Genomic DNA, 24,197 nt, shown 5'->3' on the forward strand with positions numbered 1-24,197 from the left:
ATGCATACCCGGTATGCAATACTAGCGGCGGTCAATGCGTCTTCTGGTTACCACGCTCCACCAAGGAGGATCCGTTGCATCGACGCAGCAGAGTGATCGCCGCCATCGCCGCCGCAGCCCTCGTGCTGGGCACTCCGGTGATCGCCGCGGCCCAACCACCCACCAGCACCGCCACGGCCACCAACGCCACCACCGGCGCCGCCCCGCGCGCCGCGTCCACGACCACCGTCACCCTGCTCACCGGAGACCGGGTCAGCGTCACCGACTCCGGGTCCGCCTCCGTGCGCCCCGGTCCGGGGCGTACGCACCAGCGGTTCCTCACCACCCGCGACCGTGGCCACCTCACGGTGCTGCCGCAGGACGCGCTGCCCCTGGTTCGCGCCGGCCGGGTCGACCGGCGGTTGTTCGACGTGACCGGGCTGATCGCCGCCGGCTACGACGACGCGCGCCGGAACGACCTGCCGGTGCTGGTCGCCGCCGACTCGGGCGCCCGCAAGCGCGTCGCGGCGCCCGCCGGCCTGACCGTCACGGCGGAGTTGCCGGCCATCGGCGGGTTCGCCGCGACCGCCGACAAGCAGAAGGCCACCACGGTCTGGGCGGCGCTCACCGGCGCCGGTGCCCGGGTCGGCACGGCGGGGGGTGCCGAACGGATCTGGCTCGACGGTCGTCGGCAGGTCACCCTCGACCACAGCGTGCCGCAGATCGGCGCCCCGGCCGCGTATCAGGCCGGCTTCACCGGCCGGGGTGTCCGCGTGGCGGTGCTGGACACCGGGATCGACGCCAGCCACCCCGACCTGAGCGGTCGGATCGCCGAGGCACGGAACTTCACCGAGGCCACCGACACCGACGACACGGTCGGTCACGGCACGCACGTCGCCTCGATCATCGCGGGCAGTGGGGCCGCCTCCGGTGGCAAATACCACGGTGTCGCCCCGGACGCCACGCTGCTCAACGGCAAGGTCTGCGAGGAGCAGGGCTGCACGGACTCGGCGATCCTGGCCGGGATGCAGTGGGCGGCCGTCGACCAGCACGCCGATGTGATAAACATGAGCCTGGGCGGCACCGACACCCCCGACGTGGACCCGTTGGAGGCGGCGGTCGAGTCGCTGACCGCGCAGACCGGCGCGCTCTTCGTCCTCTCCGCCGGCAACGACGGCACGGACGGCTCGGTCGGCTCGCCGGGCAGCGCCGAAGCGGCGCTCACCGTCGGTGCGGTGGACCGCGACGACGCGCTGGCCGACTTCTCCAGCCGTGGCCCCCGGGTGGGCGACGGCGGGCTGAAGCCGGACCTGACCGCCCCGGGGGTCGGCATCGTCGCCGCCCGTGCCAAGGGCGCGCAGATCGGCGAGCCGGTGGGGGAGGGGTACCTCGCGCTCTCCGGCACCTCGATGGCCGCGCCGCACGTCACCGGCGCGGTGGCGCTGCTCGCCCAGCAGCACACGGGGTGGGCGGCGGCCCAGCTCAAGGCGACCCTGATGGCCTCGGCGAAGCCGCACCCGGAGCAGACCGCCTTCCAGCAGGGTGCCGGCCGGGTCGACGTGGCCCGCGCGATCACCCAGCGGGTGACCAGCACCCCGGTCAGCGTCTCCTTCGGTCAGCCGGCCTGGCCGCACGACGACGACGCCCCGGTCGCCCGGCAGGTCGACTGGCACAACGACGGCCCGGCCCCACTCACCCTTGACCTGAGTCTGGAGGTGACCGGCCCGGACGGCCAACCGGCTCCGGCCGGCATGTTCTCCCTCGGGGCGGGTCAGGTCACCGTGCCCGCCGGCGGCACGGCGGGCACCACGGTCACCGTGGACACCCGGCTCGGTACGGACGGCTACTGGACCGGCCGCATCGTGGCCCGCTCCGGCGCCGCCGTGGCGGTCACCCCGGTCGCGGTGAACCGGGAGGTGGAGAGCTATCAGCTCACCGTCCGGCACCTCGACGACAGCGGCGCGGCAGCCAGCGACCACATCACCGCGCTGGTCGACCTGGACACCTTCGAAAGTCGCCACCTGTACGACCCCGACGGCACCGTCGAGGTCCGCGTCCCCCGGGGCCGGTACGGGTTGGCCAGCATCGTCTTCGGCGACGACGTCGCGGCCCAACTGGTCCAGCCGGAGCTGGTGCTCGACCGTGACGTCACAATCACCGTCGACGCGCGTAAGGCACGGCCGGTGCGCACCACCATCCCGGAGCGGACTGCCGTCCCGGATCTGGTGGAGATCGGCGCGAACTTCATCGGCGCGGACGACCAGTCCTACGGCTTCGGTCTGCTCGGGTTTGACTTCACCGGGCTGGCCACCGGGCACCTCGGTCGGGTGGTCTCCGGCGCACGGTTCTTCGGCACGGTGAGCAGCCAGTGGCGCAAGCCGGAGGTGGCCAGCAGCCCCTACCTGTACGCGCTCAGCGAGAAGATCCCCGGCCGCATGCCGACCGGCTTCGACAAGACCTACCGCGCTCGGGACCTGGCCACTGTCACGCACGAGTTCCGGGGCGGCTACCCGGGCATGGTCGCCGAGCGGGTGGTCTTCCCGCACCTCGAACCGGACCTGGGCGGCTGGGCGACGGTCCTGCCCACCGCGGTGCCCGGGCGACGCGTCGAGTACTACAACACCAACGGTGTGCGCTGGTCCTCCGAGCTGACGTTCGGCGTGCCCACAGAGGAGGGGTGGCTCGACACCAAGGCCGTGCTGCAGGCCGAACCGAAGGCGTACCGGGCGGGCCGGCACGTCGGGGAGACCTGGAACAGCGCGCCGTACGGGCCGTCCTTCCCCGCGCCGCGCTGGCCGGGCGAGGGCGTCACCCGCCTCGGTGACGAGATCCTGGTGAGCCTCCCGCTGCACGGCGACGCCGACGGCCACGCCGGCGGGTCGATCACGGACGCCGGCCGGACCGCCCTGTACCGCAACGGTGTCCTGGTCGACGAGCTGACCGAGCCGGGGTACGGCCAGTTCACGGTGCCGCCCGGCGCCGCGGACTACCGGCTGGAGGTGTCGACGAAGCGCAGCTTCACCGACCTGAGCACCGAGGTCGGGGCGGTGTGGACGTTCCGGTCCGGGCACGTGCCCGGCGACGACTACCGGCCACTGCCGTTGTCGGCGATCCGGTTCACGCCTGCGCTGGACCGGGACAACGCCGCCGCGGCCGGTCGGAGCCTGGTCATCCCGGTGCAGGTGCAGCCACAGCCCGGTGCCAACGGATCGCGCGTGACCGGGCTGCGGGTGGACGTCTCCTACGACGGCGGTCGGACCTGGCGACCCGCCCGAGTCCGGCACGGCGGCCACGGCTGGACGGCCACCGTCCGGCATCCCGCGGCACCCGGCCACGTGTCCCTGCGGGCCACCGCTCGGGACGCCGCCGGCAACACGGTGACCGAACGGATCATCCAGGCGTACCGGTTGCGCTGAGGCGTACCCCGTCGGGTCCGCGGCCGAGCGCCGCGGACCCGGCGGGGGCGTCAGTCGTTGGCGTGCAGGGCGGCGTTCAGTTCGATGCCCCGGCCGGTGCGCGGGCGGGCCTCCAGCGCGCCGGTGACCGAGTTGCGCCAGAACAGCAGGCCGTCGACGCCGGACAGCTCCCGGGCCTTGACCACGCGGCCGTCCGGGAGGGTGATCTTCGACGCGGCGGTGATGTAGCAGCCGGCCTCGACCACGCAGTCGTCGCCGAGCGAGATCCCGACGCCGGCGTTCGCGCCGACCAGGCTGCGCTCGCCGATGCTGACCTTCTCGGTGCCGCCACCGGAGAGGGTGCCCATGATCGAGGCGCCACCGCCGATGTCGGAGCCGTCGCCGACCAGCACGCCCTGCACGATCCGCCCCTCGACCATCGAGGTGCCGGCGGTGCCGGCGTTGAAGTTGACGAAGCCCTCGTGCATCACTGTGGTCCCGGCGGCCAGGTGGGCGCCGAGCCGGACCCGGTCCGCGTCGGCGATCCGCACACCGGAGGGCACCACGTAGTCGGTCATCCGGGGGAACTTGTCCACCCCGTACACCGACAGGTGCCGGCCCGCCGCCCGCTCGATCACCCGCAGCTCGTCCACCCGCTCCGGCGGGCACGGCCCGGCAGACGTCCAGGCCACATTGGCGAGCTTGCCGAAGATGCCGTCCAGGTTGAGCTGGTTGGGCCGCACCAGGCGGTGGGAGAGCAGGTGCAACCGGAGGTACGCGTCGGAGGCGTCCTTGATCGGGTCGTCCAGCGAGCCGATCACGGTGACCACCTGGACGGTACGCAGACCGGGCAGCGACCGGTCGCCCAGCGCGCCCGGCGGCAGGTCCAGCACGTCCGACTCGCCCTCGCCGGCAACCAGCGGCAGCTCACCCAGGCCCAGCTTGCCGGTCGGATACCAGGTGTCGAGCACCTGCCCGTCGGCGGTGACGGTGGCCAGGCCGATGCCCCAGGCGGAATCTGCGGACGTCACTGTTACACCTCTCGGTCGCGGCCAGGCCGGCCTCGGCTCGCTCCTCGCGCTGACAGACCTGAAGGTACCGTGCGAACCATGGAGAACCCGCTGACCCCCGAGGTCCTCGCCGATCCGGTGCAGCTGACCCGCGTACTGGTCGACATAGAGTCCGTGTCCCTCAACGAGAAGGCGATCGCCGACTTCGTCGAGGAGGTGCTGCGGGGAGTACCGCACCTGTCCACGCACCGACACGGCAACACCGTGATGGCCCGCACCGACCTCGGCCGGTCGCAGCGCGTCGTGCTCGCCGGTCACCTGGACACCGTGCCGCTGAACAACAACTTTCCGTCGACCATGCGCGGCGACCTGATGTACGGCTGCGGAACCTCCGACATGAAGTCCGGCGTCGCGTACGCCCTGCACCTGGCCGTGACGCTGCCCGACCCGCGCTACGACGTGACGTACCTCTTCTACGAGGCCGAGGAGATCGAGTCGCGCTACAACGGGCTGAACCTGGTCGCGCAGGCGTTCCCGGAGTGGCTGGAGGCGGACTTCGCGGTGCTGCTGGAGCCGACGTACGGCATCGTCGAGGCGGGCTGCCAGGGCACCATGCGATCGGTGGTCACCACGACCGGCGTCCGCGCCCACTCGGCTCGCTCCTGGCACGGCGTGAACGCGATCCACGCGGCCGGGGAGGTGCTGCGCCGTCTCCAGACGTACGAGGCACGCCGGGTCACCATCGACGGCTGCGACTACCGCGAGGGCATGAACGCGGTACGGATCAACGGTGGCGTGGCCGGCAACGTGGTCCCCGACCACTGCGAGATCGAGGTCAACTACCGGTTCGCTCCGGACCGCACCCCCGCCGAGGCGGAGGCGCACCTGCGTGAGGTGTTCGCCGGCTTCGAGGTGCGGGTGACCGACACCGCCGCGGGTGCCGCGCCGGGGCTGGAGGCGGCCCCGGCGAAGGAGTTCCTGGCCGCGGTCGGCGCCGCGCCGATCGGCAAGCTGGGCTGGACGGACGTGGCCCGGTTCGCGGCCATGGGGATCCCCGCGCTGAACTTCGGCCCGGGCGACCCGAACCTCGCCCACCACCCCGACGAGCACGTCGAGATCAGCAAGATCCGTGACGGCGCGGCGACGCTGCACCGCTGGCTCGCCCCGGCCTGACCTGGTCGGGCCCTTTTCGGGCTGGCCGGTCGGCCCGGTTTCCGGCGATCAAGAGGTTCGCGTCAGCCTGGCCCGTTGTCGGCGGCGCGAACCTCTTGATCGGCTCCGGATCCGGTGGCGGCGGGCGACAGGGCGGGGTCGAGGTCACGGGCGCGGCGGCGCTCGGCCACCACGTCGTGGATCCGTCGCTGCATCTGTCGACGGATCCGGATCATCTCGCTGTTGCTGATCACGCTGTCTCCTCCCCCGAAGGCGCGCGCCCGGGCATACCCGGTATGTGAATAGTAAGACGTACGGGGAAGCCAAATAGTTGCCCATGATCGCGAACTATTTCTCGACGTCCCCGCCCCGCACACCCGGCGTGTGCGGCTCCACTACGGTTGCTTCATGAGCCAGAACAACGGGCGGGAGGCCGGCCGCGGCCCGGGGCAGGAGCGGCACCGGGGCGCCGTCACGCTGCGCCGGGGGGCGATCCCGAGCAGCACCGCCGACCAGCGGCTGCTGGACTCGCGCGGGCGCGAGGACTGGAAGACCAGGGACGCCTGGCGTGCGCTGCGCATCCTCTCCGAGTTCGTCGAGGGCTTCGACACCCTCGCCGACCTGCCGCCGGCGGTCAGCGTCTTCGGTTCGGCCCGCAGCGGCCCGGACACGGCCGAGTGCCGGCTGGCCGAGGAGATGGGCGGCGCGCTCGCGCGGGCCGGCTACGCGGTGATCACCGGGGGTGGCCCCGGAGTGATGGAGGCCGCCAACCGGGGCGCCACCGAGGCCGGCGGGCTCTCCGTCGGGCTCGGCATCGAGCTGCCGTTCGAGCAGGGCATCAACGACTGGGTCGACCTGGCCATCGACTTCCGCTACTTCTTCGCCCGCAAGACCATGTTCGTCAAGTACGCCCAGGCGTTCGTGGTGCTGCCCGGCGGGTTCGGCACCATGGACGAGCTGTTCGAGGCGCTCACCCTGGTGCAGACCGGCAAGGTCACCCGGTTCCCGGTCGTGCTGATGGGGGTCGCCTACTGGCAGGGGCTGCTCGACTGGCTGCGCGACACGATGGCCGCCAGCGGAAAGATCGGCCCGGTCGACCTGGATCTGATCTGCCTCACCGACGACGTCAACGCGGCCGTCCGCCACATCGTCGAGGCCGAGGCGGCGCTCTCCGTCGAGCAGGAGGCGGTCCGCGACGAGGCCGTGGCGCGTACCGGCGCCGACCAGCAGGCCGCCGCCGAGCAGGCCCCCGACCGGCCCCGGGAGGGCTGATGGCGGCGGTCTGCGTCTTCTGCGCCTCGTCCCGCACCCTGGACCAACGCTGGCTCGACCTCGCCGCGGAGACCGGCGCGGAGCTGGCCCGGCGCGGGCACACGCTGGTCAGCGGCGGTGGTTGCGTCGGCATGATGGGCGCGGTGGCCGACGGCGCGCGGGCCGCCGGCGGGTACACCGTGGGCGTCATCCCGCAGGCGCTCGTCGATCTGGAGGTCGCCGACCTGGCCTCGGACGAGTTGCTGGTGACCGATTCGATGGCCAGCCGCAAGACGCTGATGATCGACAGGTCGGACGCGTTCCTCGCCCTGCCGGGCGGGCTGGGCACACTGGACGAGCTGTTCGAGGTCTGGACCACCGCCACCCTCGCTATGCATGCCAAGCCGATGGTGCTGATCGACGCGGACGGCTTCTACCGGCCCCTGCTGGACTGGCTGGCCACCCTCACCGACCAGAACTTCCTCAAACCCGCCGGGCGCAACCTGCTGACCGTGGTCGCCACGGTCCCCGAAGCGGTGAAAGCGCTGGAGTCCCACCTACCCTGACTCCGGGTCCCACCCGGTCGGTCATGAGGGTGGCGGCAGGGCCGTCGGCGTGTCGTGCCGCCACCTCCATGACCGGCGCGGGTGGGGTGGGGTTGGTGTCGTAGGGGGGTGATGGGATTTGGGGATGCAGGCGTACCGGTTGGTGCGGCGGCCCGGGGGGCCGGCGCGGGGGGACGGGGACGCGGGCGGCACCGCCGCGCCCGTCGACGGCAGTGTCGTCGCCGGCACACCCGGGCCGGCGAGCCTGCACTGGCGTGCCGATCCCGTCCAGCAGGAGGTCGTCGCGCACACCGACGGGCCGATGCTGGTGCTCGGCGGTCCCGGCACCGGCAAGACCAGCACCCTCGTCGAGGCGGTCGCCGCCCGGGTCGCCGAGGGGGTCGATCCCGAGCGGATCCTGGTGCTGACCTTCGGTCGCCGCGGCGCCACCGCGCTGCGCCAGCGCATCGAGGCCCGGGTCGCGCAGGACGGCTACCGCGTGCTGCGCGAGCCGCTGGTGCGCACCTTCCCGGCGTACGCCTTCGGGCTGCTGCGCCGCGCCGCCGCCGAACGCGGCGAGCCGTCGCCCCGGCTGCTCACCGGCCCCGAGCAGGATCTGATCATCCGCGAGCTGCTGGACGTGGTGGGCGAGGAGCCCGAGGACGACCCGGTCGGCTGGCCCGCCGACCTGCGCCCGGCACTGCGGACCCGGGCCTTCGCCGGTCAGTTGCGCGACCTGCTCATGCGCGCCGCCGAGCGCGGGGTGGGTCCGGTCGACCTGGCCCGGTTGGGCGAGAAGCTCGGGCGCGCCGACTGGCCGGCCGCCGCCCGCTTCCTGCGGGAGTACGTCGCGGTGCTCGCGCTGCGTGACGTCAGCAACCGGGGCTCGATCGCGTACGACCCGGCCGAGCTGGTCCGGGCCGCCACCGGTCTGCTGCGCGACGACGAGGAGCTGCTGGCCGCCGAGCGTCGCCGCCTCGCCCACGTGTACGTCGACGAACTGGCCGACACCGATCCCGCCCAGCTCGAACTGCTCTCGGTCATCGCCGGAGGGGGCAAGTCGCTCGTCGCGTTCGCCGACCCCGACTCCTCCACGTACGCCTTCCGTGGTGCGGACCCGGCCGGCGTGACCACGTTCGGGCACCGTTTCCGGACGGCCTCCGGCGCACCGGCCGCGCAGGTGCTGCTGAGCACGTCGTACCGGGCCGGCCCGGTCCTGCTCGCCGCGATGGCCCGGCTGGGCCGCCGGCTGCGCGGTCCGATGGCGCACCGCCGGCTGCGCCCACTGCCGGACGCCCCGGCCGGTGTGGTCGAGGTGCACACGTTCCGCTCGGCCACCAGCGAGGCCGCCTGGCTGGCCCACGCGCTGCGCGCCGCGCACCTGCTCGACGGCGTCCCGTGGTCGCGGATGGCGGTGCTGGTGCGGTCGACGGCGTTGCAGCTGCCCACCCTGCAACGCGCGCTGCACGCCGCCGGCGTCCCGACCGTGGTGCACGGCGAGGACCTGCCCCTGCACCTGCAACCCGCGGTGGCGCCGCTGCTGCTCCTGCTGCGCTGCGCACTGGAACCGGACCGGCTGGACGAGGAGGCGGCCGTCGCGCTGCTGCACTCGCCGCTGGGCGGTGCGGACCCGCTGGCCGAACGGCGGCTGCGTCAGGGCCTGCGCGCCCTGGCGCTGGCCGGCGGCGACCGCCGTCCGTCCGGGGAGCTGATCGTCGAGGCGCTGCGCGACCCGACGGACCTGGCGGGCATCGACAGGCGGTGGGCGGAGCCGGCGCAGGCGGTGGCCGGGCTGCTCGCCACCGCCCGGGACGCCGCGGCCCAACCCGGCGCGACCGCCGAGACCGTGCTCTGGGAGGTCTGGGACGCCAGTGGGCTGGCCGAGCGCTGGGCCGGCGCGATCGCCCAGGGGCGGCCGGCCGCCGGCGAGGGCGACCTGGCCCGACGCCGGCGAGCCGAGGCTGCCGACCGGGACCTGGACGCCGTGCTGGTGCTCTTCGACGCGGCGGCCCGCTTCACCGACCGGCTGCCCGGCGCCCGTACCGAGGTCTTCCTCGACCACGTGCTCGCCCAGGACCTGCCGGCGGACACCATCGCGCCGACGGCCGACCGGGGCGCGGCGGTACGACTGCTCACCGCGCACGCCGCGAAGGGCCTGGAGTGGGACCTGGTCGCAATCGCCGGAGTGCAGGAGGGCATCTGGCCGGACCTGCGCCTGCGCGGCAGCCTGCTCGGCTCCGAACGGCTGGTCGACGTGCTGGCCGGCCGGTCCGTTGGCGGCGCCCGGGCGGCAACCGTGGTGGGCCAGACCTCGGCACTGCTGGACGAGGAGCGCCGGCTCTTCCACGTCGCCATCAGCCGGGCCCGCCACCGCCTGCTGGTCAGCGCCGTGGCGTCGGCGGCGGTCGGCGGCGACGACCACGAGGAGCAGCCCAGCCGCTTCCTGCACGAACTGGGCCCGAGCACGCCGCCGAGCACGCCCGGCCCGCCGACCGCGCCGCCGAGCACGCCCGGCCCGCGCACCGGCCCCCCGAGCGGCGGCCCCGTCACCGGCGTACCGGACGGCACCCCCTCCGCCGAGGCCGGTACCGGCGGCAGCGCGACCGGCGGCGTGACCGCTGACGGCGCGACCGGCGGCGTGACCGCTGACGGCGCGACCGGCGGCGGGACCGGTGGCGGCGTGGTCGGCAACGGCGGACCGGCTCGGGTGGCAGCGCCGGCGGCCGGGAATGACGGCGCCGAGGGCAGGGACGACGACGAGCCGGACCAGCCCGGCGCGCTGCCGGTCACCCGGCCGCCCCGGGCTCTCACCCTGCCGGCGCTGGTCGCCGAACTGCGTACCGCCATCACCGACCCGGCCGCACCGGCGGCCCGGCGGCGCGCCGCGGCGGCCGAGCTGGCGCGGCTCGCCGCCGCGGGTGTGCCCGGCGCGCACCCGGACGACTGGTGGGGGCTGCGGGCGCTCTCCGACGACCGGCCGCTTGTCGACGAGGGGGCGCCGGTGCGGGTCACCCCGTCGGCGATGGAGAGCGCGCTGCGGTGCAGCCTGCGCTGGCTCCTGGAACGGCACGGCGGCAGCGGCCCGACCAGCACCGCGCAGGGGGTGGGCAACCTGGTGCACGCCGCCGCGATGCTCGCCGAGGACGCCAGCGCCGACCGGGGCGCCCTGCTCGACTACGTGGCCGCCCGGTTCGACGCGATCGAGTTGGCCGCCCGATGGATGGCCGGCCCCGAGCGGGAGCGCGCCGAGGCGATGGTCGACAAGCTGCTGCGCTGGCTGGCCACCAACCCGCGCCGGCTGCTCGCCATCGAACACGAGTTCGCGGTCCGCCTGGACGATCCGCAGCGACCGGTCGACCTGACCGGGCGGGTCGACCGGCTGGAGGTCGACGAGGCCGGCCGGCTGGTGGTGATCGACCTCAAGACCGGCAAGTCGACAGCCGTGACCGGCTCCGAACTGGCCGAGCACCCGCAGCTCGGCGCGTACCAGGCGGCGGTGGAGGCGGGCGCGTTCGCCGAGTTCGGCGACGAGTCCGGCGGCGCGGCGCTGGTGCAGCTCGGCACGTCCGCGAAGGATGCCCGGGAGCAGAATCAGCCGGCGGCGGGCGAGGGCCCGGCGGCCGGCTGGGCGACGGCGCTGGTCCGGCGGACCGCCGATACGATGGCAGCCGCCACGTTCGCCGCGGTGGCCAACTCGAAGTGCCGGGTCTGCCCGGTGCGCACCAGCTGCCCGGTCTCCGGGCAGGGGCGCCAGGTGGTCGAGCCGCCGACCGTCCGACGTCCGGAGAACCCATGACCCAGCCCACCCTGTTCGGCGCGGGCCCCCCGCCGACGCCCCGGCTGGCGGACTCCGGGCCCCGGTACACCCCGGTGGAGCTGGCCAAACTGCTGCGGCTGCCGGCGCCCACCCGGGAGCAGGCCGCGATCATCGCCGCTCCGGTGGAGCCGCTGCTGGTGGTGGCGGGGGCCGGGTCCGGCAAGACCGAGACGATGGCCGCGCGGGTGGTCTGGCTGGTGGCCAACTCGTACGTGCGCCCGGAGCAGATCCTCGGGCTGACCTTCACCCGTAAGGCGGCCGGTGAGCTGGCCCACCGGGTCCGCACCCGGCTGGACCAGCTGATCCGCCGCCTCGGCCGGAAGGGTCGCGACCCGCTGGACGACCCGCTCGCCGGTGAGCCCACCGTTTCCACCTACCACTCGTACGCCGGGCGGATCGTCACCGAGCACGGTCTGCGGGCCGGCTACGAGCCGTCCACCCGACTGCTCACCGAGGCGTCCCGCTGGCAGCTGGTCGACCTGCTGGTGCGCAACTACGACGGTGACATGTCCGAGGTGGATCGGATGCCGAGCACCATCACCGACGCGGTGCTGGCGCTCGCCGGTGAGCTGGACGAGCACCTGGTCGCACCGGACCAACTGGCCGCCTGGACCGGCCGGTTCTTCGCCGAGGTGCAGTCGCGGCCGGGCCGGGTGTACGCCGACGTGCGCAAGGCGCTCGCCCTGCAACAGACCCGGCTGCGCCTGCTGCCGCTGGTGCGGGCGTACGCCCGGCGCAAGCTGGACTTCGAGGCGATGGACTTCGCCGACCAGCTCGCCCGGGCGGCCCGGGTGGCCCGGGATCACCCCGGGGTTGGCGAGATCGAGCGGGACCGGTTCCGGGTGGTGCTGCTCGACGAGTACCAGGACACGAGCCACGCGCAGGTGGTGCTGCTCAACGCGCTGTTCGGTGGCGGGCACCCGGTGACGGCGGTGGGTGACCCGTGCCAGTCCATCTACGGCTGGCGGGGCGCCAGCGCGGGCACCCTCGACCGGTTCCCCACCGAGTTCGCCCGCGCCGACGGCCAGCCGGCCCCGGCGCTCGGGCTCACCACCAGCTGGCGTAACCGCCCGGAGATCCTCCGGGTGGCGAACGCCCTGTCCACGCCGTTGCGCGCGGCCGGCGCCCGGGTGCCGGAGCTGCGCTCCGCGCTGACCGTCCGCGACCCGATTCCGCATCGCAGCCCCGGCGGGGCGGCCGGTGGCACGGTGCACTGCGCGCTGCTGCCCACGTACGCCGACGAGGCGGCGTGGATCGCCGACAGTGTGCTCGCCGCCTGGCGCGGCGCGGCCCGGATGCCCGGCGCGGCGCCGGAGCACATCCCGGTGGCGCAGCGGCCGACGACCGCCGTGCTGGTCCGGGTCCGCAGCCAGATCCCGGCGATCGAGTCGGCGTTGCGCGAGCGCGGCCTGCCGGTGGAGGTGGTGGGCCTCGGCGGTCTGCTGGACACTCCCGAGGTCCGCGACGTGGTGTGCACCCTGCGCGTGCTGGCCGACCCGACCGACGGGGCCGCGCTGCTGCGGCTGCTCACCGGCGCCCGCTGGCGGATCGGGCCGCGTGACCTGGTGGCGCTGCACCGGCGGGCCCGGGCCATCGCCAACGCCCGACGCCAGGTGGCCGCCGACGACACCTCGGACATCACCCCCGACCTGCTGGACGAGGCGACCCTGGTGGAGGCGCTGGCCGACCTCGGCCCGGCGCAGGCGTACTCGGCGGAGGGGTTCGCGCGGCTGCGGGCGTACGGCATGGAGTTGGCGCTGTTGCGCTACCGCCTGGACCAGGCCCTGCCGGATCTGATCGCGGACATCGAGCGGACCATCGGCCTGGACGTGGAGGTCGCGGTGCGCGCCGGCCGCGACGGCGCCGGCGACGCCGGCCTGGCACGGGGGCACCTGGACGCCCTGGGTGACGTGGCGGCCCGTTTCAGCGGAGAGACGCCCGGCGCGACGCTGTCCGGCTTCCTGTCCTACCTGGCCGCCGCCGAGGACGAGGAGCGCGGTCTCGCCCCGGGCGAGGTCGAGGTCGTGGAGGGCGCGGTGCAGGTGGTCACCGCGCACGCCGCGAAGGGTCTGGAGTGGGACGTGGTGGCGGTGGCCGGGCTGTGCCGTGGGTCGTGGCCGGGGCCGGTGCGCAACTCCGACCACTGGCTGGGCGGGCTGGGTGTGCTGCCGTTCCCGCTGCGCGGCGACGCCGACGGGTTGCCCGAGCTGGCGCTCGACGAGGCGGCCGACCAGCGGGCCGTGGCCCGGGCGGTGGCCGACTTCACCGACGCCTGGCGGGCCCACGACGAGCGGGAGGAGCGCCGCCTGACGTACGTGGCGGTCACTCGCCCGCGTCGGCTGCTGCTGTGCTCCGGGTACTGGTGGGGGGAGGGCACGAAGCGGCCGCGGGGTCCGTCGGTCTTCCTGCGCGAGGTGTACGACGCATGCCTGGACGGCGGCCCGGGGCACCTGGTCGACGCGTGGGCGCCGGAGCCCACCCCGGACGCCACGAACCCGACGGCCGAGGTGGTGCTGCGCGCGGAGTGGCCGGCCGACCCGCTGGGTGGCCGCCGACCGGCGCTCGCCGAGGCGGCCGGGCTGGTGCGCCGCCTGATGACCGACGGCCCGGCGTCGGCGGCGCTCGGGCCGGTGGGCCCGGTGCTCGCCGCGCCGAACGAGCCGGAGGTCGATCCGGAGGTGGCGCGCTGGCGGCGCGAGGCGGATCTGCTGCTGGCCGAGCGGGCCGAGCTGACCAGGCTCTCCGGTGCGGTCGAGGTGGCCCTGCCCGGGCAGTTGAGCGTCACCCAGTTGGTGGCGTTGCGGCGTGACCCGGCCGGGCTGGCCCGTACGCTGCGCCGTCCGGTGCCGACCGAACCCAACCCGTACGCCCGTCGCGGCACCGCGTTCCATGCCTGGTTGGAGCAGCGCTTCGGCGCCGACCGCCTGCTCGACCTGGACGAGCTGCCCGGTGCGGCGGACGCGGACGCCGCGCCGGACGAGGCGCTTGTCGAGTTGCAGGAGCGGTTCCTGGCCAGCGAGTGGGCCGACCGGTCACCGGTGGAGGTGGAGGTGCCGTTCGCCACGGTGATCGCCGGCGTGGTGGTGCGGGGGCGGATGGACGCGGTGTTCGCCCGGCCGGGTGGGCGGTTCGACGTGGTCGACTGGAAGACCGGCGCGCAGCCGACCGGGCCGGCGGCGGAGGTGGCCGCCGTGCAGTTGGCCGTGTACCGGTTGGCCTGGGCGGAGCTGGCTGGCGTGCCGGTCGACCGGGTGGGCGCGGCCTTCCACTACGTCCGGCACGGCACGACGGTTCGGCCCGCCGATCTGCTGGATGTGACGGGGCTCACGGCCATGATCAGCCAGTTGCCCGAAGATTCCGCCCAAGATTCACCGCTGGCGGGAAAACCATGATACGTTGACCGGGTTGCAGTTTTGGTTACCAGAGACTCTGTGTGCGCCTGGCGGGATTGTGGCCCCAGGCGCTCTTTGTTGTGTCCGGAGTTCTCCGGGCGGGGCGACCAGAAGCGACAGGCGATTCGCGCATCCCCGCGCGGAGCGCTCCTCTTCGGGCACGCAACAAGTGCGAGTCCGACGTTCCGTCAAGGAGACGAAACACATGGCTATTGGCACCGTGAAGTGGTTCAACGCTGACAAGGGCTTCGGCTTCATCACCCCGGACGGCGGCGGCGCTGACGTCTTCGCCCACTTCTCGGCGATCCAGTCCTCCGGCTACCGGAGCCTGGACGAGAACCAGCGGGTCGAGTTCGAGGTGACCCAGGGCCAGAAGGGCCCGCAGGCGGAGAACATCCGCCCGCTCTGATCTTCGGATCGGTCAGTATTACCTGTCGCGCCCTCCGGGTGTGACGGTGACGGGACCGGCCCGCCTCGCCGCCGCCTGCCTCCGCAGGCGGCGGCCCGGCGGCGGGCCGGCCCGTACTCCAATCGGTTCGTGCTTGTGAGTCCTGGCTGCCTTGCGCCGCCGGTTGACAGCGCCGCCTTCGGCGCCCTCCCTCGACACGTTCCGCGTCGAGGAAGGCTTCTGCGTGACCACAGTTATTCCGTCTTTCGCCCATACCGGTCTGGCGCCGGCGCTGCTGAGCGCCCTGACCGCGCAGGGCATCACCGAGCCGTTCCCGATCCAGACGGCGACTCTTCCGGACTCGCTCGCGGGTCGGGACGTGCTCGGCCGGGGTCGTACCGGCTCGGGTAAGACGCTCGCCTTCGGGCTTCCCCTGCTGTCCCGCACCGCCGGCCGCAAGGCCCGGCCGGGTCGCCCGCTGGCCCTGGTGCTGGTGCCGACCCGGGAGTTGGCGCAGCAGGTGACCACCGCGCTGGCGCCGTACGCCCGTGCCGTCGGTCTGCGCTGCGCCACCGTCGTCGGCGGGTTGTCGTTGCAGCGGCAGGCGGACGCGCTGCGCGCCGGCGCCGAGGTGGTCGTGGCGACCCCCGGCCGGCTGCACGACCTGATCAACCGCGGCGACGCCCGGCTCGACCAGGTCGAGATCACCGTGCTGGACGAGGCCGACCAGATGGCCGACATGGGCTTCCTGCCGCAGGTGACCAAGCTGCTGGAGCAGGTCGCTCCGCAGGGCCAGCGGATGCTCTTCTCCGCCACCCTGGACGGCGGCGTGGACCGGCTGGTCCGCCGCTTCCTCAGCAGCCCGGTCACCCACTCGGTCGACCCGGGCACCGCCACGGTCACCGCGATGACCCACCACGTGCTGCACGTCGACGCGCTCGACAAGCCCGACGCGCTGACCCGTATCGCCGCCCGTGAGGGTCGCACCATCCTCTTCATGGGCACCAAGCACCGCGCCGACCGGCTCGCGCGCCAGTTGCTCTCCAAGGGCGTACGCGCCGCCGCGCTGCACGGTGGCAAGTCCCAGCCGCAGCGCACCCGCATCCTGGAGCAGTTCCGCAACGGCCAGGTGACCGCCCTGGTCGCCACGGACGTGGCGGCGCGGGGCATCCACGTCGACGGCCTCGACATGGTCGTCAACGTGGACCCGCCGACCGAGGCGAAGGACTACCTGCACCGCGGTGGTCGGACGGCCCGCGCCGGCGAGTCCGGCTCCGTGGTCACCCTGGTCCTGCCCGAGCAGCGCCGGGACGTGTCCCGGCTGATGGCCGTCGCTGGCATCCGGCCGGAGTCGGTCCAGGTGCGCCCGGGCGACGGTTCGTTGGCCCGGGTGACCGGTGCCCGTGAGCCGTCAGGTGTGCCGGTGACCATCGTCGCGCCGCCGGTGGCTGTCAGCCGGGGACGCGTCGCCGGTGGCTCGGCCACCGACGGCGGCGCCCGCCCGGCGCACCGCGCGTCGGGCCGGTCCCGTCGCCCGCGCCGCCCGCGTACCGTCTGATCCTCCACGCACGTCACCGACCCGTCCCGCTTCGGCTGGGCGGGTCGGTTTGTGTGCGGGGTGGTCCGGGTCGCGCCCCGGATCGGCCTCCTCGACCGTCGTGGCGGTCGATGACCCGCGCCGCCCGGCCGCTGGCCCGAGTCGAATATCAGCCGCGGCTTGGTCGGCTGGCCGACTGTGTCCCGGCCCGGTGTGGTCGAAGCTGGCCATCGGGGGGAGCCGGGCGGGGGGCCCGGCGCGGGAGGGGTGACCATGGCGGGCGAAGCCGGCTCGGGGGCGCTGCGCGAACTGATCCTGGTGGCCGCGGTCGGGCTCGCCGGGTTGCTGCTCGCCATGGTTGCGGCCTTCGCACCCTGGCATGCCACCCCGGCGGGCAATGCTCCCGCCGGTCTGGTGGAGCTGCGCAGTCCCGGCGATCCGGGCCCCGGCCCGACGGTCGAGCACCGGGGCTGAGCAGCGACCGGCCGACCGGTGCCGACCCAGGGGCAGGCCCGGTCAGGATCGGTACGAGGTGTGGTCGGGTCGGCGGGGCACCGACCCGACCATGCCGCCCCGGTGGTCAGGACGTCGTGGACGCCCGGTCGGTCGGCGTGCGGCTGAGCAGGTCGGCGAGGCTGGTGCTGTCGACGACTGTGGCGATCGCCCCGTGCACCGCCAGCCAGACGTCGGTGAGCCCGGCAGCCACCCCGTGGTAGCCGGCGCGTTCGGCCGGCAGTCCGCGTACCGTGGTCAGCGAGCCGCCGACCGCGCGCAGCACATCGCCGACGGTGATCTCCTCAGGTGGCCGGGTCAGCGCGTATCCGCCCTCGGCGCCCCGATGGCTGTGCAGCAGACCGGCCCGGCGCAGGTCGAGCAGGATGCCCTGCAGGAAGCTGAGCGGGATCTCCTGCACCTCGGCCAGGCTGCCCGCCTTCACCAGCTCGCCCGCGCCACCACCGCCCGCGTCGCCGCCGCGCACGGCGGCGGCGACGGCGAGCATCGCCCGGAGCGCGTAGTCGCTGCGCGCGGAGACGTACACGTCACTGACCAGCCTGGTCCAGTACGCCCCAGCGGCGGCGGATCGCCTTGTCGGCCGCGCCGAACGCCGCGTCCACGACCAGGCCCAGCACCAGGATGACGATCATCGTGGAGAGCAGCCACGGCGCGTCGGACAGCTCCCGCGAGTAGGTGAGCTGGGCGCCCAGCGAGGTCTGCGAGATGCCGACGACGATCAGCTCGCCGGCCATCAGGCTCCGCCAGGAGAACGCCCAACCCTGCTTGAGGCCCGCGACGATCGCCGGCAGGGCGGCCGGCGCGATCACGTACCGGTAGAGGTTGAGCCCCCGCGCGCCCAGGTTGCGACCGGCGCGCAGCAGCAGGGGTGGCACGTAGTCCACACCGGAGATCACCCCGTTGGCGATGGACGGCGCGGCGCCGAGCACCACCACGAAGAAGATGGCCTTCTCGCTCAGCTCGAACAGCAGGATGGCCAGCGGGAACCAGGCGATCGACGGCATGGTCTGCAACGCGGTGATCATCGAGCCGATGGCCGCGCGGAGGACCTTGGACCGGGCCACGGCCAGGCCCAGCAGCAGGCCGATGGCCACCGAGAAGACGTAGCCGACGGCGGCCCGCCGCAGCGTGGTGACCAGGCCCTCCCAGAGTTGCGGGCCCTGGGCCTGGGTGACCAGCTCGCGACCGACGACCAGCGGGCCGGGCAGCGAGTACGGGGGCTTCCAGCCGGACCAGACCACCACCTGCCAGGCCACGATGACGATGGCCAGCGCGGCCAGCTTGGGCCAGGTGGCCGCCCAGAGTCGGGTGCTGCGGGACACCTCCTTCTCCCGACCGGCGATCTCCAGCGCGTCCAGACCTGAGATCTCCGCGTCGCTGCGCGCCGTGCTGGTGAGGGTGTCACTGGCCATGGCGGCCCACCTCCGTACGGAGCCGTTCGGTGACCTCGGCGGCGATCGCGGCGACCTCGGGCGAGTCGATCCGCCGTGGCCGTGGGATGTCCACCTCGGTGGAGTAGATGATCCGGCCGGGGCGGCTGGAGAGCAGGATGATCCGGTCGGCGAGCCGGGCGGCCTCGCGGACGTTGTGCGTGACGAACAGGACCGAGAGCCGGCGCTCGGACCAGATGCGCTCCAGCTCGTCGTGCAGGATGTCCCGGGTCATCGCGTCCAGCGCGCCGAACGGCTCGTCCATCAGCAGCACCGGCGTGTCCAGGGCCAGCGTGCGGGCCAGCGCGACCCGCTGCCGCATGCCGCCGGACAGCTCGTGTGGCCGCTTGCGACCGAACTCGCCCAGGTGCACCGTGCGCAGCAGCTCGGCGACCCGCTCGCGTCGCTCGGCCCGGGGCAGCCCGCGCAACTTCAGCGGCACCTCGACGTTCGCGTCGACCGTCAGCCAGGGAAAGAGCGCCGGCTCCTGGAACATCAGCCCCGGATTGGCGCCGCCGGCGATGCCGATCTGGCCGCCGCTGGGCCGGTCCAGGCCGGCGACCAGGTTGAGCAGGGTGCTCTTGCCGCAGCCGGACGCGCCGACGAGGCAGACGAACTCGCCCGGCGCGACGTCGAGGGAGACCCCGTCCAGGGCCAGTACGGCGTTCGCCCCACGTCCGTACACCTTTGTCACGCCGGAGAGCGCGACCGCGGTGGTCGCGCTCTGCGGCGTCGTCGTGGTCGACGTCATGGCTGGGTGACCTCGGGCTTGCCGGCCGCCTTGAGCGACTTGTTGAGGTAGGTCAGGTCGTACAGGCCCTTGAGGTCCACCGGCTCGGTCAGCTTGACCTCGACGGCGTGGTCGAGGCCGGCCTTGAGCGAGGTGGAGATCGGGTCGTTGGTGAACTCCAACGTCGGCCACGCCTGCTTGATCAGCTTGAGGTCCAGCGGCTTGCCGGTGATCTTGCCGATGGCGTCGGAGATGGCCTGCTGGGCCTCGTCCGGCTTGGTGTTGACGAATTCGTTCGCGGCGACCTGGCCGTCGACCAGCTTCTGCACCACGTCCGGGTGTGCCTTGAGGAACTTCGTGCTGACCAGCAGGTTGGTGATGACGAACTTCTTGTCCGGCCACAGGTCGCGCTCGTCGACGAGCACCTTGCCGCCGGCGTTGACCAGCCGGGAGACGAACGGCTCGGGCACCCAGGCGGCGTCGATCGCGCCGCTGTTGAAGGTCTCCACCGTCTGGGCGTTCTCCTGCGGCACGATCTTGACGTCGCCGCCACCCTCCTTGGTGGTGGTCAGCCCCTGCTGCTTGAGCCAGTAGCGGACCGCCACGTCCTGGGTGTTGCCGAGCTGCGGGGTGGCGACCTTCTTGCCCTTGAGGTCCTGCGGGCCGTTGATGCCCGGCTTGACCACCAGCGCCACACCTCCGGAGGCGGCGCCGGAGACGACCCGGACGGCCTCGCCCTTGGACTTGGAGAACGCGTTCACGGTGGGGTTCGGGCCGATGTAGGTCGCGTCCAGCGCGCCGGAGAAGACGGCCTCGATGGCGGCCGGGCCGGCGTTGAAGGTCTTCGGTTCGAGCTTGACGTCGGCGCCGAGCTTCTCGGCGAAGATGCCCTTCTCGACGCCGACGACGGCCGGCGCGTGGGTTATGTTCGGGAAGTAGCCGAGCCGCAGTGTCACCGGGCCGGAGCTTCCGCTCGCGTCCTTGCTGTCGTCGTCGCCGCACGCGGCGGTGGTGCCCAGGGTCGCCGCGCCGAGGGCGGTGAGGGTGGCCAGGGTGACCAACCGGCGCAGGGGAAGCCGTCTCATCGTCCATCCAATCCGCAGTATTCCTACTTAGTTGGTAGGAAGACTGGGCCAGGCCGAGGTCAGCGTCAAGACCCATCCACATGCCGGGAAGGTGCGTCTCGCCTATGTCGGTATTTCCTACCAGCTTGCTAGGGTTCGGCGCCCGGCAGCTGTCAGAGAGGTGACTGTGCGATGACCTTCCACTGGTTCCTGCCCACCTCCGGCGACGGCGATCAGGTCGGTGCCGCGACCGTCACCGCAGGCGCCGCTCGGCACGACCGGGCCGCCACCGTCGCGTATCTGACCGAGGTCGGCCGCGCCGCAGAGGCGGGCGGCTTCGCCGCCGTACTCACCCCCGTCGGCGCCGGCTGCCCCGACCCGTGGATCGTCTGCGCGGCGGTCGCCCAGCACACCGAGCGGCTCGGCATGCTGGTCGCCGTCCGGGCCGGCTTCGCGCTGCCCACCCTGATCGCTCAGCAGGCCGAGGCGTTCCAGGCCGTCTCCGGCGGGCGGCTGTCGCTCAACATCGTGACCGGCGGCGACCCGGCCGAGCAGCGTGCGTACGGCGACTTCCTGGGCCACGACGACCGCTACGCCCGCACCGGGGAGTTCATCGAGGTGCTGCGCCGCGCCTGGGGCGGTCGACCCTTCGACTACACCGGGACGCACTACCGGGTCGACGGCGGGGGTCTCGCCACCCCGTTGGCCGACCCGCCGCCGATCTACTTCGGCGGCGCGTCCCCGGCCGCCGAGACGGTGGCGGCCCGGCAGGCCGACACGTACCTGATGTGGGGCGAGCCCCCGACGGCGATCGCGGCCCGGGTGGCCCGGATCCGGGCGCTGGCCGCCGAGCAGGGCCGGACCCTGCGTACCGGGCTGCGCCTGCACGTGATCGCGCGGGCCACCAGCGCGCAGGCGTGGGCGGAGGCTGACCGGCTGCTGGCCGGGATGAGCCCGGAGCGGATCGCCGCCGCGCAGGCCCGGTTCCGCCGGATGGACTCCGTCGGCCAGGCCCGGATGGCCGCGCTGAACGCGGGCCGCGCCGACGGGCTCACCGTCGCACCGAACCTCTGGGCCGGCGTCGGCCTGGTCCGCGAGGGCGCCGGCACCGCGCTCGTCGGCAGCTACGCCGAGGTGGCGGCCCGGATCGACGAGTACGCCGCGCTCGGCGTCGACGAGTTCATCCTCTCCGGCTGGCCGCACCGCGAGGAGGCCGAGCGGGTCGGCGCCGAGGTGCTGCCCCTGGTCACCGCCCCGGTCGCGGCGGCTCCGCCGAGGTCGCCGGTGGCGGGTGTGCCGACGCGCTAGGGTCGTTCCGTGGCGGCGCGGAGATCCAGAATTCCAGCGACGAAGTATCCGGTCGAGCGGTTCACCCTCGACAACGGCCTGCGGGTGGTCCTGACCCCCGATCGCAGTGCTCCGGTGATCGGGGTGGCGGTGGTCTACGACGTCGGCATCCGCTCGGAGCCCCAGGGGCGTACCGGCTTCGCCCACCTCTTCGAGCATCTGATGTTCCAGGGCTCGGAGAACCTGGAGAAACTGGCCCACTTCCGACACGTGCAGGGTGCCGGCGGCACGTTCAACGGCTCCACCCACCTGGACTACACCGACTACTTCGAGACGCTGCCGAGCAACGCGCTGGAGCGTGCGCTGTTCCTGGAGGCGGACCGGATGCGGGGGCCCCGGCTGACCGAGGAGAACCTGCGCAACCAGGTCGACGTGGTCAAGGAGGAGATCCGGGTCAACGTGCTCAGCCGGCCGTACGGCGGCTTTCCCTGGCTGACCCTGCCACCGGTCATGTTCGACACGTTCCCGAACGCGCACGACGGCTACGGCTCGTTCGACGACCTGGAGTCGGCCACCGTCGCCGACGCCGCCGACTTCTTCCGCCGCTACTACGCCAGCGGCAACGCGGTGCTGGCCGTCAGCGGCGACATCGACGTGGCCGAGGCGACCGAGCTGGTCACCCGGCACTTCGGCGACGTCCCGTCCCGTGCCGCGCCGCGGCGGCCCGACTTCACCGAGCCCGACCTGACCGCCGAGCGGCGCAGCTCGTACACCGACGCCCTGGCGCCGTTGCCGGCGGTGGCCGGCGCGTGGCGGGTGCCCGACCCGGTCGGCGACTTCGCCAACTACCTGCCGTACGTGGTGCTGGCCGAGGTGCTCACCGACGGCGACGCGTCCCGGCTGGTCGAACGACTGGTCCAGCGCGACCGCACGGTGACCAGCCTCGGCGGCTACCTCGGCTTCATGGGCGACCCGTTCGACGTCCGCGACCCCACCGCGCTGCTGCTCCAGGCGCACCTGCCGCCCGGCGGGGACGTGGACAAGGTGCTGCGCACCGTCGACGAGGAACTGGACCGGCTGGCCACCGACGGGCTGACCGACGGCGAGCTGGCCCGTACCCAGGCCCGGATGGCCACCCACCTGCTGCGCGACACCGACGCGGTGCTCGGCCGGGCGCTGCGGATGGCGGTCCTGGAACAGCAACGCGGCGAGCCGGGCCTGCTCAACGACCTGCCCCGACTGGTCGGCGACGTCACCGAGGAGCAGGTCCGGGCCGCCGCGGCCACCCTGCGCCCGGAGCGCCGCGCCGCGGTCGAGGTCATCCCCGGAGGTGCCCGATGACCGCCACCGCCACCACCGGGCCGCGTACGCTGCCCCCGCTCGGCCCCACCCGCAAGCTCAAGGTGCCCAAGCAGGCCGAACGCACGCTGCGCAACGGGCTCACCGTGATCGCCGTACGCCGGCCGGCGGTGCCCCTGGTCGAGCTGCGGCTCTGGGTGCCGTTCGGCCGCGCCCACCTCGCGCGCGGCGCGATGCTCTCGCAGACCATGCTCTCCGGGACCGAGTCGATGACCAGCGTGCAGTTGGCCGCCGAGCTGCAGAAGGTGGGCGGCGGGCTGTCCGCGGGCGTCGACCCGGACCGGCTGATGCTCTCCGGCGCCGGCCTGGTCACCGGCCTGGACCGGATGCTGGAGCTGCTGGCCGAGGTGCTGACCGGTGCCAGCTACCCCAGCGACGAGGTGGCCGCCGAGCGGGACCGCCTGATCGACCGGATCCAGGTCGCCCAGAGCCAGCCGGCGCACCTGGCCCGGGAGGCGCTGCTGAAGCGGATCTACGGGCGACACCCGTACGCCACGCAGACCCCGGAGCCGGGCCAGATCCGTGCCGTGCGACCGGCGGCCCTGCGCAGCCTGCACGCCGAGCGGGTGCATCCCGCCGGGGCGCAGCTGGTGGTGGTCGGCGACGTGCAGCCGGAGAAGGCCCTGGACGCGGCCGAGCGGGCGCTCGGTGGGTGGGCCGGCGCCGGGCGTACGGCCACCCTGCCGGCCACCCCGCCGCTGGAGCCGGGGCCGCTGCTGCTCGTCGACCGGCCCGGCTCGGTGCAGTCCTCGCTGCGGGTAGCGCTGCCCGCCGTGCCGCGTACCGACCCCGACCACGCGCCGCTGCAACTGGCCAACCTGATCTTCGGGGGCTACTTCTCGTCCCGCTGGGTGGAGAACATCCGCGAGGACAAGGGCTACACGTACGGCCCGCACTCGGTGATCGAGCATTCGGTGGCCGGGTCGGTGCTGGTCGCCGGCGCCGAGGTGGCCACTGAGGTCACCGGCCCGGCGCTGCTGGAGACCACGTACGAGCTGGGCCGGCTGGCGTCGCTGCCGCCGAAGCCGGAGGAGTTGGAGCAGGCCCGCCAGTACGCCCTGGGCACCCTCCAGCTCGGCATGTCCACCCAGGCGGGTCTGGCCGCGCTGACCAGCGCGTACGCCGGGAACGGGCTGCGGCTGGAGTTCCTCGCCGAGTACGCGGCCCGCCTGGCGCAGGCGACCGTCGACGACGTGGCGCGGGTTGCCGCCCACTACCTCGCGCCCGCCCGGGCGGCGGTGGTCGTGCTGGGCGACGCCGAGCGGATCACCCCCGGGCTGGCCGCGCTGACGCCGGTCCACACCGAGCCGGTGCAGCCGTGAGGCGCCGCCACGGCCCGTCGGTCCGG

General features: G+C 73.7%; 18 protein-coding genes. 12 read left to right on the forward strand and 6 right to left on the reverse strand.

Annotated features, from left to right (window positions below):
- Positions 1-74 precede the first annotated feature (74 nt).
- On the forward strand, positions 75-3,395 hold the full coding sequence (locus ACGGAQ_RS25010; protein WP_393052914.1) for a S8 family serine peptidase: 3,321 nt from the start codon (positions 75-77) through the stop codon (positions 3,393-3,395).
- A 50-nt stretch (positions 3,396-3,445) separates the two neighbouring features.
- On the opposite strand, the gene dapD is transcribed toward ACGGAQ_RS25010, so the two are convergent.
- Entirely contained in the window at positions 3,446-4,405 is a 960-nt protein-coding gene (gene dapD, locus ACGGAQ_RS25015) for a 2,3,4,5-tetrahydropyridine-2,6-dicarboxylate N-succinyltransferase (protein WP_393052916.1), read from the reverse strand.
- Positions 4,406-4,483: 78 nt separating this feature from the next.
- On the opposite strand from dapD, the gene dapE reads away from it, so the two are divergent.
- Positions 4,484-5,557: a succinyl-diaminopimelate desuccinylase gene (gene dapE, locus ACGGAQ_RS25020; protein WP_393052918.1), complete on the forward strand. Its 1,074-nt coding sequence runs from the start codon at positions 4,484-4,486 to the stop codon at positions 5,555-5,557.
- 62 nt (positions 5,558-5,619) lie between these two features.
- Here the strand turns inward: dapE and ACGGAQ_RS25025 are convergent, their stop codons facing one another.
- A complete protein-coding gene (locus ACGGAQ_RS25025) occupies positions 5,620-5,790 on the reverse strand; it encodes a hypothetical protein (RefSeq protein ID WP_234583810.1) in 171 nt (56 codons plus the stop codon).
- Between the two features lie 154 nt (positions 5,791-5,944).
- On the opposite strand from ACGGAQ_RS25025, the gene ACGGAQ_RS25030 reads away from it, so the two are divergent.
- From ACGGAQ_RS25030 to ACGGAQ_RS25060, 7 genes are all read left to right on the forward strand, one after another.
- Positions 5,945-6,808, forward strand: a complete 864-nt coding sequence (locus tag ACGGAQ_RS25030; protein WP_354861504.1) for a TIGR00730 family Rossman fold protein — start codon at positions 5,945-5,947, stop codon at positions 6,806-6,808.
- On the forward strand, positions 6,808-7,353 hold the full coding sequence (locus tag ACGGAQ_RS25035) for a TIGR00730 family Rossman fold protein (RefSeq protein ID WP_393052920.1): 546 nt from the start codon (positions 6,808-6,810) through the stop codon (positions 7,351-7,353). Before ACGGAQ_RS25030 ends, ACGGAQ_RS25035 begins: the two co-directional genes overlap by 1 nt.
- 124 nt (positions 7,354-7,477) lie before the next feature.
- Positions 7,478-11,128: an ATP-dependent helicase gene (locus ACGGAQ_RS25040; protein ID WP_393052922.1), complete on the forward strand. Its 3,651-nt coding sequence runs from the start codon at positions 7,478-7,480 to the stop codon at positions 11,126-11,128.
- Entirely contained in the window at positions 11,125-14,541 is a 3,417-nt protein-coding gene (locus ACGGAQ_RS25045; protein ID WP_393052923.1) for an ATP-dependent helicase, read from the forward strand. The genes ACGGAQ_RS25040 and ACGGAQ_RS25045 overlap by 4 nt, the downstream gene beginning before the upstream one ends.
- A 205-nt stretch (positions 14,542-14,746) precedes the next feature.
- Positions 14,747-14,950 (forward strand): cold-shock protein, encoded by a 204-nt coding sequence (locus tag ACGGAQ_RS25050; protein ID WP_007464836.1) that lies wholly within the window; start codon positions 14,747-14,749, stop codon positions 14,948-14,950.
- A 223-nt stretch (positions 14,951-15,173) separates the two neighbouring features.
- The gene (locus ACGGAQ_RS25055; protein ID WP_393052926.1) at positions 15,174-16,487 is read left to right on the forward strand and encodes a DEAD/DEAH box helicase; all 1,314 of its coding nucleotides are present in this window, start codon (positions 15,174-15,176) and stop codon (positions 16,485-16,487) included.
- Positions 16,488-16,739: 252 nt separating this feature from the next.
- A complete protein-coding gene (locus tag ACGGAQ_RS25060; RefSeq protein WP_393052927.1) occupies positions 16,740-16,940 on the forward strand; it encodes a hypothetical protein in 201 nt (66 codons plus the stop codon).
- Between the two features lie 106 nt (positions 16,941-17,046).
- Here ACGGAQ_RS25060 and ACGGAQ_RS25065 read toward each other — a convergent pair whose 3' ends face one another.
- From ACGGAQ_RS25065 to ACGGAQ_RS25080, 4 genes are read right to left on the reverse strand one after another with little or no spacing between them, the layout of a single operon-like run.
- The gene (locus ACGGAQ_RS25065; protein WP_393052929.1) at positions 17,047-17,505 is read right to left on the reverse strand and encodes an RrF2 family transcriptional regulator; all 459 of its coding nucleotides are present in this window, start codon (positions 17,503-17,505) and stop codon (positions 17,047-17,049) included.
- Position 17,506: 1 nt separating this feature from the next.
- Positions 17,507-18,391, reverse strand: a complete 885-nt coding sequence (locus ACGGAQ_RS25070) for an ABC transporter permease (protein ID WP_393052931.1) — start codon at positions 18,389-18,391, stop codon at positions 17,507-17,509.
- Complete coding sequence (locus tag ACGGAQ_RS25075) at positions 18,381-19,160, reverse strand: ABC transporter ATP-binding protein (RefSeq protein ID WP_393052932.1); 780 nt, start codon at positions 19,158-19,160, stop codon at positions 18,381-18,383. Before ACGGAQ_RS25075 ends, ACGGAQ_RS25070 begins: the two co-directional genes overlap by 11 nt.
- Positions 19,157-20,224 carry an ABC transporter substrate-binding protein gene (locus ACGGAQ_RS25080; RefSeq protein ID WP_393052934.1) on the reverse strand — a complete coding sequence of 356 codons (1,068 nt, stop codon included), beginning with the start codon at positions 20,222-20,224 and terminating at the stop codon, positions 19,157-19,159. Before ACGGAQ_RS25080 ends, ACGGAQ_RS25075 begins: the two co-directional genes overlap by 4 nt.
- A 171-nt stretch (positions 20,225-20,395) precedes the next feature.
- Here ACGGAQ_RS25080 and ACGGAQ_RS25085 point away from each other — a divergent pair, with 171 nt between their 5' ends.
- Genes ACGGAQ_RS25085 through ACGGAQ_RS25095 form a run of 3 tightly spaced genes read left to right on the forward strand, consistent with a single transcriptional unit; the run spans position 20,396 to position 24,171 of the window.
- The gene (locus tag ACGGAQ_RS25085; protein WP_393052935.1) at positions 20,396-21,511 is read left to right on the forward strand and encodes an LLM class flavin-dependent oxidoreductase; all 1,116 of its coding nucleotides are present in this window, start codon (positions 20,396-20,398) and stop codon (positions 21,509-21,511) included.
- A 9-nt stretch (positions 21,512-21,520) separates the two neighbouring features.
- Positions 21,521-22,831 carry a M16 family metallopeptidase gene (locus ACGGAQ_RS25090; protein WP_393052937.1) on the forward strand — a complete coding sequence of 437 codons (1,311 nt, stop codon included), beginning with the start codon at positions 21,521-21,523 and terminating at the stop codon, positions 22,829-22,831.
- On the forward strand, positions 22,828-24,171 hold the full coding sequence (locus ACGGAQ_RS25095; RefSeq protein ID WP_393052939.1) for a M16 family metallopeptidase: 1,344 nt from the start codon (positions 22,828-22,830) through the stop codon (positions 24,169-24,171). Before ACGGAQ_RS25090 ends, ACGGAQ_RS25095 begins: the two co-directional genes overlap by 4 nt.
- The last annotated feature ends 26 nt before the right edge of the window (positions 24,172-24,197 follow it).

Source organism: Micromonospora sp. NPDC047557, from assembly GCF_043205095.1.
Classification (GTDB): Bacteria; Actinomycetota; Actinomycetes; order Mycobacteriales; family Micromonosporaceae; genus Micromonospora.

What these genes read in the sequence shown, in the direction of transcription:
- dapE (WP_393052918.1), top strand. Translation starts at nt 4,484, where the DNA reads ATGGAGAACCCGCTGACCCCCGAGGTCCTCGCCGATCCGGTGCAGCTG.
- ACGGAQ_RS25030 (WP_354861504.1), top strand. Translation starts at nt 5,945, where the DNA reads ATGAGCCAGAACAACGGGCGGGAGGCCGGCCGCGGCCCGGGGCAGGAG.
- ACGGAQ_RS25035 (WP_393052920.1), top strand. Translation starts at nt 6,808, where the DNA reads ATGGCGGCGGTCTGCGTCTTCTGCGCCTCGTCCCGCACCCTGGACCAA.
- ACGGAQ_RS25040 (WP_393052922.1), top strand. Translation starts at nt 7,478, where the DNA reads ATGCAGGCGTACCGGTTGGTGCGGCGGCCCGGGGGGCCGGCGCGGGGG.
- ACGGAQ_RS25045 (WP_393052923.1), top strand. Translation starts at nt 11,125, where the DNA reads ATGACCCAGCCCACCCTGTTCGGCGCGGGCCCCCCGCCGACGCCCCGG.
- ACGGAQ_RS25050 (WP_007464836.1), top strand. Translation starts at nt 14,747, where the DNA reads ATGGCTATTGGCACCGTGAAGTGGTTCAACGCTGACAAGGGCTTCGGC.
- ACGGAQ_RS25060 (WP_393052927.1), top strand. Translation starts at nt 16,740, where the DNA reads ATGGCGGGCGAAGCCGGCTCGGGGGCGCTGCGCGAACTGATCCTGGTG.
- ACGGAQ_RS25070 (WP_393052931.1), bottom strand. Translation starts at nt 18,391, where the DNA reads ATGGCCAGTGACACCCTCACCAGCACGGCGCGCAGCGACGCGGAGATC.
- ACGGAQ_RS25075 (WP_393052932.1), bottom strand. Translation starts at nt 19,160, where the DNA reads ATGACGTCGACCACGACGACGCCGCAGAGCGCGACCACCGCGGTCGCG.
- ACGGAQ_RS25080 (WP_393052934.1), bottom strand. Translation starts at nt 20,224, where the DNA reads ATGAGACGGCTTCCCCTGCGCCGGTTGGTCACCCTGGCCACCCTCACC.
- ACGGAQ_RS25085 (WP_393052935.1), top strand. Translation starts at nt 20,396, where the DNA reads ATGACCTTCCACTGGTTCCTGCCCACCTCCGGCGACGGCGATCAGGTC.
- ACGGAQ_RS25095 (WP_393052939.1), top strand. Translation starts at nt 22,828, where the DNA reads ATGACCGCCACCGCCACCACCGGGCCGCGTACGCTGCCCCCGCTCGGC.